The organism is Mesorhizobium sp. ESP-6-4 (assembly GCF_020164735.1).
Lineage (GTDB): Bacteria > Pseudomonadota > Alphaproteobacteria > Rhizobiales > Rhizobiaceae > Mesorhizobium.
Genome location: NZ_JAIUGS010000023.1, coordinates 1 through 14334, shown reverse-complemented (window position 1 = coordinate 14334; position 14334 = coordinate 1). Strand labels below are relative to the sequence as shown.

Here is a 14334-nt window from a genome sequence, read left to right as displayed (position 1 = left end):
TCGCCGCCGCCGAAGCGCTGTATCGTTCACGCTACCCGATGATTCCCGAGCATTGGACGAAGCCTTGATGCATGGCCTGACATTTTCCACCATGACGGCCTCTTTCCTGGCCTCCTTCGTCGAAGTGGTCGAAGCCTTCACCATCGTACTCGCCGTCGGCGTGACGCGCAGCTGGCGACCGGCGCTGACGGGTGCGGCGCTGGCGCTCGCCCTGCTGGCGGCGCTGGTGCTCGTTTTCGGGCCGCTTCTGGCGCTTGTCCCCATCGCCGTCCTGCAATTCGTGGTCGGCGTGCTTTTGATCCTGTTCGGCATGCGCTGGCTGAGAAAGGCGATACTGCGCAGCGTCGGCGTCATCGCGCTGCATGACGAGGAGCAGGCCTTTTCCAGGGAGACGGCCGCCTTGCAGCGGCAGGCCGCCGACCGCCGCGCCGACTATCTGGCGGCCGTCGCGTCGTTCAAGGCGGTGCTGCTCGAAGGCGTCGAAGTGGTGTTCATCGTCATTGCCATCGGAGCTGCGCACGGGCAGACGCTCTATGCCGGCCTCGGCGCGCTGGCGGCCTTCGTGCTGGTGATGCTGATCGGCCTTGCCGTGCACCGGCCTTTAGCCCGCGTGCCCGAGAATGCACTGAAATTCGTCGTCGGCCTGATGCTGACCAGCTTCGGCGTGTTCTGGACCGGCGAGGGCCTCGGCGCCGAGTGGCCGGGCGCCGACCTCGCTCTGCTCGCCATCTTCGCCGTCACCGCAGTCGCCTCCTTCGCCATCGTGCGTTGGCTGCGCGGCGCCTACCCGGCACCCGCCGAAGGAGTTGCCCGATGATCCGTCTCGTCTTCAAGGAGCTCGTCGGCATGTTCGTCGACGACGGCAATCTCGCCCTGCTCGCGCTGATCCTGATCGCGCTGATCACCGCCGCGGTGAAGGTCTTGGGGCTGCCGCCGCTCATCGGCGGCTTCCTGCTTCTCGCCGGCTGCCTGGCAATTCTCCTGCAGAGCACACGCCGCGCCGCGCGCGGCAGGGCGCGCTGACCAAGCGTCCATTCCGGTGAAATCAGCGCAAACGCTGAGGGTTGGCTGGAGCCTCCCAGCCTCGTCATCCACGGGCGGAGCGACGCGAAGCGGAGCGCAGACCCGAGGATCCATTCCGTGACCTTGGCCGAGGAATGCGGCGAAGCAGAATTCTGCACCGTGGCAACGCCTCGACGTCACGGAATGGATTCTATGGTCTGCGCGCGTCGCTTCGCTCCTTGCTCCGCCATAGAATGACGACCTGACAAGCGCGTCAGCCATTCTTCAGGCATGCCGCCTGCCAACGCAGACAAAGCGGTTTTACCGGAAAACTAATAAACCGTGAAAAGCGTCGGCAGGTCGCCGCTGAGGCGCAAATATTCGACCGCCTCGATCACCGGAAACAAAGCCAGGAAATAGAGCCCGTCGCGGAACGTGTTCCGCAGCGCGCCGGTCGAAAACAGCCACTGCGCCTCGTCGCGGTAAAGTAGCGGATTTGGCCAGAAGGACGGCGTGCGTTCGGCATAGGCCGCATAAGCCGCACCAAACTTGCCGGCGAGATACTCGGCCTCCTTGCGCGCGGTGAAGCGGAAGACGAGGAAGCTCGCCAAGCCGAGCAGCGCGGCCGCGAGCAGCGAGCCGAACATCAGCCCGATGCCGGTCGCGCCGAGGGTCGAGAAGAAATAGAGCGGGTTGCGGGTCATCGAGAACGGACCGGACACGATCAGCTCGTCATTCTTCCTGCCGCCGACGAAGAGGATGCTCCACAGCCGTCCAAGAAAGCAGATCAGCACCATCGCGAAGCCGATCGTCTCCACGACTTCGTGACCGTCCGACCCTTCTGCCAGCGCCGGCTTGCTGAACACGAGCAGGATCACGGCAAGCACGGCGGCCAGCTGCACGACGGTCAGGCGCTTGTGCTGGTCGAACGCATTCGGCGCCGATTTGGGGTAGGCCATTCTTCTCACCGCTCCGCCGACAAGGGGACGCCAAGGCTTGTCTATCCCTTCGCTGGCGGCATGACGAGGCTCGGCGGATGTTTTTGGCCAACCTTACGAATTTGTAAGAACGCGGACAGGCCGCGGTGAATTCGCCCGCCTAATTTAGGCGTCGCCGCCATACGGAATTCGAGGCGGCTCGAACGAACAACGGATCGCGCCATGATCTCTCAAGCCGACAACCTCGCCCCCAACCGCGTCCCGGACGTCACCATCGATTTCTGGCTGGTCAAGATCATGGCGGTGACCATGGGCGAGACGGCGGCCGACTACCTCGCCGTGAAGCTCGGCCTCGGCCTTACCGTCACGTCCTTGATCATGGGCGGCATCCTCATCGTCGCGCTCGTCCTGCAATTCGCGCAGAAACGCTATGTACCTTGGGCCTATTGGCTCGCCGTCGTGCTGATCAGCGTCGTCGGCACCCTGGTCGCCGACAACCTCATCGACGATTTCGGCGTGCGGCTGGAGACGACGACCATCGTCTTCTCGGTCGCCCTCGCACTGACTTTCGCGGTCTGGTATGCCAGCGAAAGGACCCTCTCGATCCACACCATCTACACCGCCAGGCGCGAGATCTTCTACTGGCTGGCGATCCTCTTCACCTTCTCGCTCGGCACGGCTGCCGGCGATCTGGTGGCCGAGCGCTTCGATATCGGCTATCTCGCTACCGGCCTCATCTTCGGCGGCGTGATCGCGGCGATCGCTTTTGCCTGGTTCTTCCTCGGCCTGAACAGCGTCCTCGCCTTCTGGCTTGCCTATATCCTGACCCGGCCGTTCGGCGCCTCCTTCGGCGACCTGCTCTCGCATCCGGTCGACTATGGCGGGCTGGGCTTCGGCGCCACCTTCACCAGCCTGATTTTCCTCGGCTGCATCGTGGCCATCGTTCTCCATATGACGCTGAGAAAACTGATCGACGAAGACGAGCTGGCGCTCCTCGACTAGAGGATGTCGCGATTGACCGTAAGCTGCAGCAGCGAGACTGGCTCGGTCCGGGAGGGCCGGCAGCGCAGCCCGCCCGCTGTCCCCTTGCGCGCCGCTCAACGATGCGCTAGATACTGAACCAAATGGTTCAGTATCCGAAAGCCCGCCTCGATGTCTCGTTCGCCGCGCTCTCGGACGCCACACGGCGCGGCGTTCTGGAGCAGCTTGGACGCGCGGAGGCCTCGATCACGGACCTTGCCGAGAAATTCCACATGACCCTCACAGGCATGAAGAAGCATATCGGCGTCTTGGAACAGGCGGGGCTCGTCACCACCCGGAAAGCCGGGCGGGTGCGGACCTGCACGCTCGGCCTGCGCGGACTGGAGGAGGAGGCGGCTTGGATCGAGAGCTACCGCCGGCTTTGGGACGCACGCTTCGAAGAGCTGGACAAGGTTGTCGAGGAACTGAAACGGAAGGAGGAAGTCGATGGAACGGAGTGAGCCTGCTCGCACGACAGTAGAACGGAGGTCCGACCGTGAGCTGGTCGTTACGCGAACCTTCGACGCCCCCGCACGCATCGTGTTCGAGGCGTGGACCAAGCCCGAACTGTTCAAGCGGTGGTGGGCGCCGAAGTCGATGGGCATGATCCTGCGTTCCTGCGAGATGGATGTTCGCGTCGGGGGTGGGTACCGTTTGGCGTTCGGCCATGACGCCTCGAACCCCGCCGAGTTCTTCGGCCGGTATATCGAAGTGGTGCCGTACTCGCGCCTCACCTGGACCAATGACGAAGGCGGCGACGGCGGACCCGTCACCACGGTGACCTTCGAGGAAAAGGGTGGCAAGACGCTGCTGGTCATGCACGAGCTCTATCCCTCGAAAGAAGCTCTCGACGCTGCCGGCACCGGAGCGGCCGATGCGATGGACGAGACCTTCGGGCAACTGGACGAGCTTCTCCTCACCCTGGGCGCGAGCACGGGACGGCCATGAAATTGTCGCTCTCGGGCCGCCTGGTTCTTCGCCGCTGCCGTCGTCGGCTCGCGACGTATATCAGGCCGGCCTCTCGCAAAAATGTGTAGCAGTACTCGGTCTGAAAGCTCGTAAAAACAAATGGTTGAGGTGACAGGGACGGCACCGGGTGATGCGACTTCTGCTTGTTGAAGACGATCCGAGAACCGCCGACTATATCGTCAGGGGGCTGACCGAGGCCGGCCATGTCTGCGATTTGCTGCGCGACGGCCATGACGGCCTCTTCGCCGCGACCCGCAACGCCTATGACGTGATTGTCGCCGACCGCATGGTTCCCGGCCTCGACGGCCTGTCGATGATCAAGGCGGTGCGTGCCGCCGGCATCCGCACGCCGGCTATTTTCCTGACTTCGATCGGCGGCGTCGACGACCGTGTCGAGGGCCTCGAGGCGGGTGGCGACGACTATCTGGTCAAACCCTTCGCCTTTTCCGAGCTGCTTGCCCGCATCCATGCGCTCGGCCGCCGGCCGGCGGCGCAGGAACAGAAGACCAACTTACGCGTCGCCGATCTCGAAATGGATCTGATCCAGCGCCGCGTGACCCGGCAAGGCCAGCCGATCGATCTGCAGCCGCGCGAGTTCAGCCTGCTCGAAGTGCTGATGCGCGGCGAGGGCCGCGTCATCACCCGCACCATGCTGCTCGAGCGCGTCTGGGATTTCCATTTCGATCCCAAGACCAGCGTCGTCGAGACGCATATCAGCCGGCTCAGGGCCAAGGTCGACAGACCGTTCGACGTGCCGCTGATCCACACCGTGCGCAACACCGGTTACAGCCTGCATGTTCCGGCCTGATCTCGCATCCGCAATTGCGGGGCCGCCAACCGGCTTCGCGGTCACATGAACGGGACGCGCTCCGGCCTGCTGCGCAGCACGCCGTTCCGGCTGGCGCTGACCTTCGCCTTCCTGTTCCTGCTGGCCTTCATCCTGTCGGGCGCGATCGTCTATCAGCTGATGAGCGCCTCGCTGGCCAGGCAGCTCGATCAATCGATCAAGGAGACCTATTCGCTCATCGCCGCGACCCATGCCGAGGGCGACGAGGAGGATCTCGTCTCGACCGTCAGGGACCATGCCCAGTTCAGCCAGGACAAGGACGAAATCTTTTCCCTCACCGACAAGGACGGCAACCGCCTCGCCGGCGATTTCACCGCCACCAGCCCGCCGGACGGCTTTTCCATGTTCGCCGCCGACTTGCCGGGCGTGCCGCCCGATACCCAATATCGCGCCTATTCGGGCATGGTCGGCGGTAACAAGCTGACGGTCGCCTTCTCGCTTTCGGAAACCGAGGATATGGAAAGGATCGTGCTCATGAGCTTCGGCTGGGCCACGCTCTTCATCACCGTCCTGGCGATCGGCGGCGGCGCCGTGCTTGCCTCGCGCGTCCAGCGCCGCCTCGACGGCATCGCCAACACCATGGTCGACGTCTCGCATGGACGTCTCGACGCCCGCATTCCGCTGACCGGCAATGGCGACGACATCGACGCCGTCTCGGCCCAGGTGAATTCCGCGCTCGATCGTCTGTCGGCCCTGGTCGACGGCATGCGCGAAGTGAGCGCCAACATCGCCCATGATCTCAAGACGCCGCTCAACCGGTTGCAGATGATCCTGGAATCCGCCGCCGACAAGACGGTGTCGGGCGAGGACGTCTCGACCGAGCTGAGCGACGCCCGCACCGAGAGCCAGCAGATCAACAGCACGTTCGACGCTTTGCTGCGCATCGCCCAGATCGAAGCCGGCGCCCGCAAGGCGCGCTTCGTCGATCTCGATGTCGGCCCGGTCGTCGAGACCATTGGCGAAGTCTATGCCGATGTCGCCGAGGACGACGGCAAGTCGCTGTCCACCGTGATCGTTCCGGATACAAAATGGTACGTTCACGGCGACCGCGATCTGCTCATGCAGATGCTGGCCAATCTGGTCGAGAACGCGCTCAGGCATTGCCCGCCGGGCACCGCGATCGAGCTCTCGGTGACCCGGGCAGGCAACCACGTCCTCATTCATGTCCGCGATAATGGCCCGGGCATTCCCGCCGAGGAGCGCGAAAAAGTGTTCCGCCGGCTCTATCGGCTCGATGCCAGCCGCACGACGCCCGGCAGCGGCCTGGGCCTCAGCTTGGTCAAGGCGGTGGCCGACCTGCATGGCGCCGCGATAACGCTCGAGGACCGCAATCCGGGTCTCGGCGTTACCGTCAGCTTTCCGGCTGTGGGAACTCCGGTGACGTCGTCATTCTAGGGCGGAGCAAGGAGCGGAGCGACGCGCGCAGACCCTAGAATCCATGCCATAACTTCTGCCGGGAAATGCAACGGTGCAGAAGATTCTGTAACCGCCGCAACGCCTTAACGTCACGGCATGGATTCTAGGGTCTACGCGGTACGCTTCGCTTCCCGCTCCGCCCTAGAATGACGATCGCGATGGGCGACGACGGGTGGGCGACCGTCGGCCATTTTTACCGCGCCCCGCCCGCCCGGCGGAAATCGGAGGGCGACATGCCGGCAAGCTTGCGGAACGATTTGTTGAAGGCGCTGAGCGAGCCGAAGCCCGAGTCCATGGCGACCCTCAGCACATTGGCGTCCTCATGCATCAGCAGCGCCTGGGCGTAGCTCAACCGCAGCAGGTTGACATATTCGTTGAGCGTCATGCCGGTCGATTTCTTGAACAGGCTCATCGCGTATTTGGGATGGATGTCGGCTGCCGCGGCGATGGTCACGCAGTCGATGTCGTAGAGGAAATTCTCGGCGATGAAATCGCACATGCGCCCGACATTGCGCGATGACTGCTGGTCCAAGGCATTGCCGGCGCCTTGCCCAGCCACCCTTTCCGGCACCAGCCGGTAAGGCTCGAAGCGCACCCGCTCGAGCCGCAGCAGCAGCTCGTTGACGGCATGCTCGGCCCTGGCCGGATCGCCCGAGCGCGCATATTCGTTCCAGCGCTTGAAACTGTCGTTGTCCGACTGGTCGGTTGCATTGGTCACCAGCGTCGCGCCGGTCATCAGCCGATGGCGTATGTCGGCCGGCAGATGCAGGCGGAAGAAATGCACCAGCGGCAGATGCGCGCCGGCATAGACGGCGTCGTCGGAAAGATCGTCCATCTGGTGCGGCAGGCCGCCCCAGAACAGGCACATCTCGCCCGCCGAAAGCGGAATCTCATGCTCGGCCATGCGGTAATGCACGCGGCCCTGCACGATGAAATTCACCTCCACCTGGGCGTGCCAGTGCGGTTTCAGCATCACCAACGGGTGGTTGTAAAACATCTGCAGCATGAGCGGCAGTCCTTCGACGCTGCTCGCGCCAGGCTGGTAGAACGGACGCTCCGGCATCTTACTTTCCGCCAACTTCTTATTCCCTCTGACGGCGACAAGCCTTCCGCGCCGCATAGTCTAGCCACGCTCACAGTGAGAGAGCAAATGAAATGGGAGGATTTCAATGCGCACTACACTGACCTGCGCCGCGCTTATGCTTGCCCTGGGCTCCGGCCCGGCGCTGGCGCAGTCCGGCGAGATCACCATCTGGAGCTGGAACATCGCCGCCTCGTCATTGAAGGCGACGGTCGAGGGCTTCAACAAGAAATACCCCGACATCAAGGTCACGGTTCAGGATCTCGGCAACCAGCCCACCTATGACAAATCGATCGCCGGCTGCGCCGCCGGCGGCGTCGGCCTGCCCGATATCGTCTCGATCGAGAACGGCGAGGCGGAGAATTACTGGAGCCAGTTCCCGGACTGCTTCGTCGACTTGCACACGCTGGGCTACACGGCGGAAGACCAGAAGAAATTCCCCGACTTCAAGCGCACCGAGCTCGAAGTCGGCGACAAGGCCTATGCGATGCCCTGGGATTCCGGCCCGGTGGCAGTCTTCTACCGCCGCGACTTCTACGAGAAGGCAGGCGTCGACCCGGCCTCGATCAAGACCTGGGACGATTTCATCGCCGCCGGCAAGAAGATCCAGGACGCCAATCCGGGCGTGTCGATGACCAATGCCGATTTCAACGGCGACACCGAATTCTTCCGCATGATTTCCAACGAGCAGGGCTGCGCCTATTTCGCCGAGGATGGCCAGTCGATCACCGTGGCCGAGCCGAAATGCGTCGACGCCATGACCAAGGTCAAGGAGATGAAGGACGCCGGCATCGTGTCGTCGGCCGACTGGTCGACGAAGATCACCAACAACACCGCCGGCACCGTTGCCAGCCAGGTCTATGGCGGCTGGTACGAGGGCACGATCCGCACCGAATCGCCGAAGGAGAGCGGCAAGTGGGGCGTCTACCTGATGCCGAGCCTGACCGCCGACGGCCCGCGCGCCGCCAATCTCGGCGGCTCGTCCCTGGCCATCACCTCGGCCTCCAAGAACAAGGAGGCGGCTTACGCCTATCTGAAATACACGCTCGAGACCAATGACGGCCAGATCACCATGCTGAAGGATTTCGGCCTGGTGCCGTCGCTGATCTCGGCGCTCGACGATCCTTACGTCTCGCAGCCGCAGCCCTATTGGGGCGGTCAGGCGGTGTGGAAGGACATCCTGGCCACGCTGCCCAAGGTGGTGCCGAGCCGCGGCACGCAGTTCCAGAGCGACGCCGAGATCATTGTCCGCGCCGTGCAGACCAAATATCTGGCCAACGGCTATCCCGATGCCAAGGCCGCGCTCGACGACGCCGCCAAGCAGATCGCCGCCGCGACAGGTTTGCCGGTTAAATAGTGCGCTGCCTCCCCTTCTCCCCTTGTGGGAGAAGGTGGATTGGCGCGCAGCGCCAAGACGGATGAGGGGTGTTCCAGCGGAGTGAGACGTTGGCGTTCCCTGGAACACCCCTCATCCGGCCGCTTCGCGGCCACCTTCTCCCACAGGGGGAGAAGGCAAAGACAGACGAAAGGAGGAAGCTGATGCGCACCCAGAACGCCACCGCGTACCGCTTCCTCACGCCTTACCTTCTGATCTTCGCCATCTTCTGGATTTGGCCGATCATCTCTTCCTTCATCATCTCCTTCCAGGCGACGCGCACCGTGCCGTGGCGCTTCGCGCCGACCTTCAACTGGGGCCGCCTGATCGGCGACCCCGCCTTCTACAATGCGCTGAAGAACACGCTGCTGATCCTGGTCATCCAGGTGCCGGTGATGATTGCGCTGGCGATCGTCATGGCGGTGCTTCTGAACTCGCCGCTGCTTAAAGCCCGCGGCCTCTATCGCTTCGCTTTCTTCGCCCCGGTTGTAGTCGGCGAGGTCGCCTATTCCGCCGTCTTCCGGCTGATGTTCAGCCTCGATTTCGGCATCGTCAACAAGCTCCTGGAGAGCGTCGGCATCTCAAAGATCGACTGGTTCTCCAACGTCACGCCGGCCATGGCGCTGATCATGATCGCGGTCACCTGGCGCTGGGCCGGCTACAACGCCATCATCATCCTCGCCGGCCTGCAGTCGATCCCGGAGGATGTCTACGAGGCGGCGACGCTCGACCGCGTCAGCAGGCTGAAGCAGTTCTTCTACATCACCTTGCCGCTACTGAAGCCGGTCATCGTCTTTTGCGCCGTGCTGTCGATTATCGGCACCATGCAGCTGTTCACCGAGCCGTTCCTGATCACTGAGCGCGGCGGCCCGGGCGGCGGCACCGAGACACTCGGCCTGCTGCTCTACCGCCAAGGCTTCCGCTCGCTAAATTTCGGCTACGCCTCGGCCGTTGCCTATACCATGGCCGGGCTCGCCATCGCCATCACCCTGGTGCAGCTCTGGCTGATGAGGGAGCCGAAATGACCTCGCGCTCGCAAAGACGGCTCGGCCGCGTCATTGCGCTGCATCTTTTCCTGACGCCGCTGGCGCTGGTCTGGCTGTTTCCGCTGTGGATGATGGTGGTGTTCTCCACCATGCCCGATAACGGCATCTTCAGCCCCGGCATCGAGCTCCTGCCGCATGACAATTTCCTCGACAATGTCGCCAACCTGCAGCGCGACACCAACTTCATCGGCGCCATCGGCATCTCGGTCTCGGTAGCGGTGACCTACACGGTCCTTTCGGTGCTGCTCACCTCGATGGCCGGCTGGGCGCTGGCGCGCTACGAATTCCATGGCAAGGGCGCGGTCGTCGCCATCATCTTCGGCACCATCACGCTTCCCTATGCGGTGGTGCTCATCCCGCAATTCATCATGGTGGCGCGCGACTTCGCTTTGGCCAACACCTGGATCGCGCTGATCGTGCCGCCCCTGTTCAATTCGCTGGGGGTGCTCTTCATGCGCCAGGCTTTCTCGATGATGCCGGCCGAATTGTTCGACGCCGCCCGCGTCGAAGGCGTCAAGGAATGGCGCATCTTCCTGTTCGTGGCGCTGCCGCTGGCCCGCCCGATGCTGGCGGCGCTTGCGATCATCCTCTTCCTCGCCTCGTGGAACAATTATCTCTGGCCGCTGCTGATCAACAGCCAGCCGGGCGCGATGACCGCGCCGGTGGCGCTCGGCACGCTGATCGGTCTGACCAAGGTTTCGTGGGGCGGCATCATGGCCGGCGCCGTCATGCTGACGGTGCCGATGCTCGTCGTCTTCGTGCTGTTGCAGCGCCATTTCATCGCCGGCATCGCCGCCGGCGCGGTCAAATAGGAAGCGCGAGATGCCTCGCCGACTGGGACACAGAATGATGCAACCTAACTACATCTCGCTCTAACATGGCGGCCGTCACCCTCACCAACGTCGTCAAACGCTTCGGCATCTTCGAAGTCGTCCACGGCGCCAACATCGACATCGCCGACGGCGAGTTCGTCGTCTTCGTCGGCCCCTCCGGCTGCGGCAAGTCCACGCTGCTCAGGATGATCGCCGGGCTGGAGGACATCAGCGGCGGCGACATCGCCATCGGCGGCAAGGTTATGAACGATGTCGAGCCGGCCGACCGCGGCATCGCCATGGTGTTCCAGTCCTACGCGCTCTACCCGCATATGACGGTGGAGCAGAACCTCAGCTTCGGGCTGAGGATGAACGGCAACCCGAAGGCCGACACCGAGCGCCGGGTGAAGCGAGCGGCGGAAATCCTGCGCATCGACGAATTGATGCAGCGGCGGCCGAAGCAATTGTCGGGCGGCCAGCGCCAGCGTGTCGCCATCGGCCGCGCCATCGTGCGCGAGCCGCAGGTCTTCCTGTTCGACGAGCCGCTGTCCAATCTCGACGCCGAACTCAGGGTGCAGATGCGGGTCGAGATCTCGCGCCTGCATAAGGAGCTCGGCGTCACCATGATCTATGTGACGCACGACCAGACCGAGGCGATGACGCTGGCCGACCGCATCGTTGTGCTCAAAGCCGGCAATGTCGAGCAGATCGGCGCGCCGCTCGATCTCTATGACGACCCGGCCAACCGTTTTGTCGCCGGCTTCATCGGCTCGCCGAAGATGAATTTCCTCAGCGCCAAGGTTATCGAGACGTCGAACAGCGCCGCCATCATCGAGCTCGTCCATCACGGCGGCGCCAGATTGCGCAAGCCGCTCCGCGACGCTTTTCCCGCCATCGGCGCCGAGGTCGTGCTCGGCGTCAGGCCGGAGCATTTCTTCGAGGCCGGCCAGGGCGATTGCGACATCCCGGTCAAGGCCGACGTCGCCGAGCATCTGGGCTCGGTGAGCTATGTCTACGCCAATGCCGGACCAGAGGAGCTGATCGTCGAGCGCGAGGCCTCGCGCCAGCGCGCCAGCGGCGACCACTTCACGGTCTCGATCAAGGCGGAACGGGCGCTGCTCTTCGACAAGGCGGGTGCCAGGATCCGCTGACCCGCAAAATTTTCTTTGCCGGCACGCCAGGCGTGGCGGCGATCCATGGAGAATTCGACATGACACCCTCATCCAGGAAAATCCGCTGGGGCATTCTCGGACCCGGCAGCATCGCGAAATCCTTTGCCGGCGGCCTGGCGGGCTCGCGCAACGGCGAGCTGGTCGCGCTCGGCGCCCGCAATCCCGCCAAGTCGGGCTTGGCCCAGACCTTTCCGGGCGCGCGCATCCTCGACGGCTATGACGCGCTGCTCGCCGACAAGCAAGTCGATGCCGTCTATATTTCGATCCCGCATCCGGGCCATGCCGAATGGGCGATCAAGGCCGCCGAGGCCGGCAAGCATGTCTTGTGCGAGAAGCCGCTGGCGCTGACCGCCTTCGAGGCCGACGCCATGATGCATGCGGCGCGCAAGGCCGGCACCTTTCTCGGCGAGGCCTTCATGTACCGGCTGCACCCGCAGACGCTGCAATTGGTCGAGCTGATCAAGTCGGGCGCCATCGGCGAGATCCGCATGATCAAGTCGAGCTTCGGCTTCGCCATGCCGGGCTTCATGCCGGAACACCGGCTCTATGCCAACGACATGGCCGGCGGCGGCATCCTCGATGTTGGCGGCTATCCGGTGTCGATGGCGCGGCTGATCGCGGGCGCCGCCGCCGGGCAGCCTTTCCTCGAGCCGGACAAGGTTGTCGGCGCCGCCCATCTCGGCCAATCGGGCGTCGATGAGTGGGGCTCGGCGCTGCTGCACTTCCCGGGTGGCATCGTCGCCGAGATCTCCTGCAGCATCTCGCTCAACCAAGACAATGTGCTGCGCATCTTCGGCACCAAGGGTCAGATCGAGGTGCCCGATTTCTGGTTCGCCGGTGGCAACCGCGACGTCGGACCGGGCCGGATCGAGGTGATCCGGTCCGGGGCGGCTCGCGAGGTGATCAGCCTCGGCGAGACCCGCCACCTCTATTCCTTCGAGGTCGATGCCGCCGGCGAGGCGATCCTTGCCGGACGGCAGGAGTTCGCCTGGCCGGGCATGGGCTGGAACGACAGCCTCGGCACGCTGCGCGTCCTCGACAAATGGCGCCATGCGGTCGGGCTGGAATATGACATCGAAAAGCCGGCTAAGCGCGTCAACACCCTCTCCGGCCGGCCGCTGCGGACCGATGGCAAGGCCATCGGCAAGCGCGCCATCCCCGGCCTGCCGCGCGCAGTGTCGCTTCTGGCGCTCGGCTTCGAGGATTTCCGCACCTTCTCCTCCGGCTCGATCCTGCTCGACGCCTATTTCGAGGCCGGCGGCAATCTGTTCGACACCGGCTATGTCTATGGCGCCGGCTACACCGAGACGCTGCTTGGCCAATGGCTCAGGAATCGCGGCGTGCGCGAGCAGTCGGTGATCATCGCCAAGGGCGCGCATTCGCCGCTCTGTTATCCCGATGTGATTGCGAAGCAGCTGGCGCAGTCGCTCGACCGGCTGCAGACCGATCATGTCGACATCTATTTCATGCATCGCGACAATCCGGACGTGCCGGTTGGCGAATTCGTCGACGCGATGGACGCAGAGGCCAAGGCCGGCCGCATCCGCGGCCTGTTCGGCGGCTCCAACTGGACGATGGAACGCATGGACGAAGCTATTCGCTATGCCGAAAAGAACGGCAAGCAGAAGCCCGGCGCGCTCTCCAACAATTTCTCGCTGGCGGAGATGCTGGAGCCGATCTGGCCCGGCTGCGTCACCTCTTCCACGGATGACTGGAAGGCCTGGCTGACGGCGAGGCAGATGCCGAACTTCGCCTGGTCGAGCCAGGGCCGCGGCTTCTTCACCGACCGCGCCGGCCGCGACCGCACCGACAATGAGGAGCTGGTGCGGGTCTGGTACTCGGAAAAGAATTTCGGCCGCCGCGACCGCGCCATCGAACTGGCGCGCAAACTCGGCAAGAGCCCGATCCATGTCGCGCTCGCCTATGTCCTGGCGCAGCCCTTCCCCTCGGTGCCGCTGATCGGCCCGCGCACACTGGACGAGCTGGAGGACAGTCTTAGGGCGCTGGATATCAAGCTGACGCCGGAAGATCTGGCGTGGCTGGATGAGGGGCCGGAGAGACGCAGGGCTTAGGGGCCTAACCTTCCGCCTTGCGGCTTTGTGAGGGATGCCGAGACGGCAGAAGGGCCTGTCCCGCTAACCTGTTCTTCGTCATTCTAGGGCGGAGCAAGGAGCGAAGCGACGCGCGCAGACCCTAGAATCCATGCCGTGACGGTAGAGAGCCGCCACGGTTCAGGACATTCACCAGCCAATTCCGCGAAAGAGCTCGACCATTCCGGGCTGCTCTTCTCGATCAGTTCAATCTTCCATTGCCGTGGCCAGCGCTTCAATGACGTCTCACGCTGAATGGCGTCGGCGATATCGAAGTACTCCTCGTACCAGACCAGACGCTGCACACCATAGCGGCTGGTGAAGCTGGAGCCTTGGCCAGTCTTGTGCTCCGACATCCGACGCGCCAGGTCGTTGGTGACACCGATATAGATCGTGCCGCCTTTCTGGCTTGCGGTCATGTAGACGTAGCCCGTCATGTCGCGATCTTATCTGGCGCTATTGCCAGCCGCTATTCTGGACTGTTGCATTCTATGGCCAATGTCACGGCATGGATTCTAGGGTCTGCGCGCGTCGCTTCGCTCCTTGCTCCGCCCTAGAATGACGAA

The 14334-nt window shown here is 63.7% G+C and carries 14 protein-coding genes and 1 pseudogene; 12 read left to right on the top strand and 3 right to left on the bottom strand.

Going from position 1 to position 14334, the window contains the following annotated elements:
* The first annotated feature begins 67 nt into the window (after positions 1 to 67).
* Positions 68 to 817 carry a COG4280 domain-containing protein gene (locus tag LB523_RS26240; RefSeq protein WP_224608481.1) on the top strand — a complete coding sequence of 250 codons (750 nt, stop codon included), beginning with the start codon at positions 68 to 70 and terminating at the stop codon, positions 815 to 817.
* Complete coding sequence (locus LB523_RS26235; RefSeq protein ID WP_224608477.1) at positions 814 to 1023, top strand: hypothetical protein; 210 nt, start codon at positions 814 to 816, stop codon at positions 1021 to 1023. Before LB523_RS26240 ends, LB523_RS26235 begins: the two co-directional genes overlap by 4 nt.
* Positions 1024 to 1334: 311 nt before the next feature.
* Here the strand turns inward: LB523_RS26235 and LB523_RS26230 are convergent, their stop codons facing one another.
* Positions 1335 to 1961 (bottom strand): methyltransferase family protein, encoded by a 627-nt coding sequence (locus tag LB523_RS26230; protein WP_224608474.1) that lies wholly within the window; start codon positions 1959 to 1961, stop codon positions 1335 to 1337.
* A 201-nt stretch (positions 1962 to 2162) separates the two neighbouring features.
* Here LB523_RS26230 and LB523_RS26225 point away from each other — a divergent pair, with 201 nt between their 5' ends.
* From LB523_RS26225 to LB523_RS26205, 5 genes are all read left to right on the top strand, one after another.
* Positions 2163 to 2942, top strand: coding sequence for a hypothetical protein (locus LB523_RS26225; RefSeq protein ID WP_224608470.1), 780 nt, complete (start codon positions 2163 to 2165; stop codon positions 2940 to 2942).
* 122 nt (positions 2943 to 3064) lie between these two features.
* Entirely contained in the window at positions 3065 to 3421 is a 357-nt protein-coding gene (locus tag LB523_RS26220; RefSeq protein ID WP_140845933.1) for an ArsR/SmtB family transcription factor, read from the top strand.
* Complete coding sequence (locus tag LB523_RS26215) at positions 3408 to 3908, top strand: SRPBCC domain-containing protein (protein WP_224608467.1); 501 nt, start codon at positions 3408 to 3410, stop codon at positions 3906 to 3908. Before LB523_RS26220 ends, LB523_RS26215 begins: the two co-directional genes overlap by 14 nt.
* A gap of 151 nt (positions 3909 to 4059) precedes the next feature.
* Entirely contained in the window at positions 4060 to 4737 is a 678-nt protein-coding gene (locus LB523_RS26210; protein WP_224515359.1) for a winged helix-turn-helix domain-containing protein, read from the top strand.
* A gap of 45 nt (positions 4738 to 4782) precedes the next feature.
* Complete coding sequence (locus LB523_RS26205; RefSeq protein WP_224608464.1) at positions 4783 to 6171, top strand: sensor histidine kinase; 1389 nt, start codon at positions 4783 to 4785, stop codon at positions 6169 to 6171.
* Between the two features lie 214 nt (positions 6172 to 6385).
* Here LB523_RS26205 and LB523_RS26200 read toward each other — a convergent pair whose 3' ends face one another.
* Entirely contained in the window at positions 6386 to 7255 is an 870-nt protein-coding gene (locus LB523_RS26200; RefSeq protein ID WP_224608462.1) for a helix-turn-helix domain-containing protein, read from the bottom strand.
* A gap of 106 nt (positions 7256 to 7361) precedes the next feature.
* Here LB523_RS26200 and LB523_RS26195 point away from each other — a divergent pair, with 106 nt between their 5' ends.
* The 5 genes from LB523_RS26195 to LB523_RS26175 all read left to right on the top strand — a co-directional run bounded on the left by LB523_RS26195 (position 7362) and on the right by LB523_RS26175 (position 13750).
* Positions 7362 to 8630, top strand: coding sequence for an ABC transporter substrate-binding protein (locus tag LB523_RS26195; RefSeq protein ID WP_224532413.1), 1269 nt, complete (start codon positions 7362 to 7364; stop codon positions 8628 to 8630).
* Between the two features lie 182 nt (positions 8631 to 8812).
* Complete coding sequence (locus tag LB523_RS26190) at positions 8813 to 9673, top strand: carbohydrate ABC transporter permease (RefSeq protein ID WP_224608459.1); 861 nt, start codon at positions 8813 to 8815, stop codon at positions 9671 to 9673.
* A complete protein-coding gene (locus tag LB523_RS26185; RefSeq protein ID WP_140845927.1) occupies positions 9670 to 10506 on the top strand; it encodes a carbohydrate ABC transporter permease in 837 nt (278 codons plus the stop codon). The genes LB523_RS26190 and LB523_RS26185 overlap by 4 nt, the downstream gene beginning before the upstream one ends.
* A gap of 65 nt (positions 10507 to 10571) precedes the next feature.
* The gene (locus tag LB523_RS26180) at positions 10572 to 11657 is read left to right on the top strand and encodes an ABC transporter ATP-binding protein (RefSeq protein ID WP_224608455.1); all 1086 of its coding nucleotides are present in this window, start codon (positions 10572 to 10574) and stop codon (positions 11655 to 11657) included.
* Positions 11658 to 11716: 59 nt separating this feature from the next.
* Positions 11717 to 13750, top strand: coding sequence for an aldo/keto reductase (locus LB523_RS26175; protein ID WP_224608452.1), 2034 nt, complete (start codon positions 11717 to 11719; stop codon positions 13748 to 13750).
* Positions 13751 to 13918: 168 nt separating this feature from the next.
* Here LB523_RS26175 and LB523_RS26170 read toward each other — a convergent pair.
* Positions 13919 to 14205: pseudogene (locus LB523_RS26170) on the bottom strand (GIY-YIG nuclease family protein).
* Between the last annotated feature and the right edge of the window lie 129 nt (positions 14206 to 14334).

Coding starts and splice junctions, on each gene's coding strand:
- LB523_RS26240 (WP_224608481.1), top strand. CDS start 68: ATGCATGGCCTGACATTTTCCACCATGACGGCCTCTTTCCTGGCCTCC.
- LB523_RS26210 (WP_224515359.1), top strand. CDS start 4,060: ATGCGACTTCTGCTTGTTGAAGACGATCCGAGAACCGCCGACTATATC.
- LB523_RS26225 (WP_224608470.1), top strand. CDS start 2,163: ATGATCTCTCAAGCCGACAACCTCGCCCCCAACCGCGTCCCGGACGTC.
- LB523_RS26205 (WP_224608464.1), top strand. CDS start 4,783: ATGAACGGGACGCGCTCCGGCCTGCTGCGCAGCACGCCGTTCCGGCTG.
- LB523_RS26175 (WP_224608452.1), top strand. CDS start 11,717: ATGACACCCTCATCCAGGAAAATCCGCTGGGGCATTCTCGGACCCGGC.
- LB523_RS26195 (WP_224532413.1), top strand. CDS start 7,362: ATGCGCACTACACTGACCTGCGCCGCGCTTATGCTTGCCCTGGGCTCC.
- LB523_RS26215 (WP_224608467.1), top strand. CDS start 3,408: ATGGAACGGAGTGAGCCTGCTCGCACGACAGTAGAACGGAGGTCCGAC.
- LB523_RS26235 (WP_224608477.1), top strand. CDS start 814: ATGATCCGTCTCGTCTTCAAGGAGCTCGTCGGCATGTTCGTCGACGAC.
- LB523_RS26200 (WP_224608462.1), bottom strand. CDS start 7,255: ATGCCGGAGCGTCCGTTCTACCAGCCTGGCGCGAGCAGCGTCGAAGGA.
- LB523_RS26220 (WP_140845933.1), top strand. CDS start 3,065: ATGGTTCAGTATCCGAAAGCCCGCCTCGATGTCTCGTTCGCCGCGCTC.
- LB523_RS26230 (WP_224608474.1), bottom strand. CDS start 1,961: ATGGCCTACCCCAAATCGGCGCCGAATGCGTTCGACCAGCACAAGCGC.
- LB523_RS26180 (WP_224608455.1), top strand. CDS start 10,572: ATGGCGGCCGTCACCCTCACCAACGTCGTCAAACGCTTCGGCATCTTC.
- LB523_RS26190 (WP_224608459.1), top strand. CDS start 8,813: ATGCGCACCCAGAACGCCACCGCGTACCGCTTCCTCACGCCTTACCTT.
- LB523_RS26185 (WP_140845927.1), top strand. CDS start 9,670: ATGACCTCGCGCTCGCAAAGACGGCTCGGCCGCGTCATTGCGCTGCAT.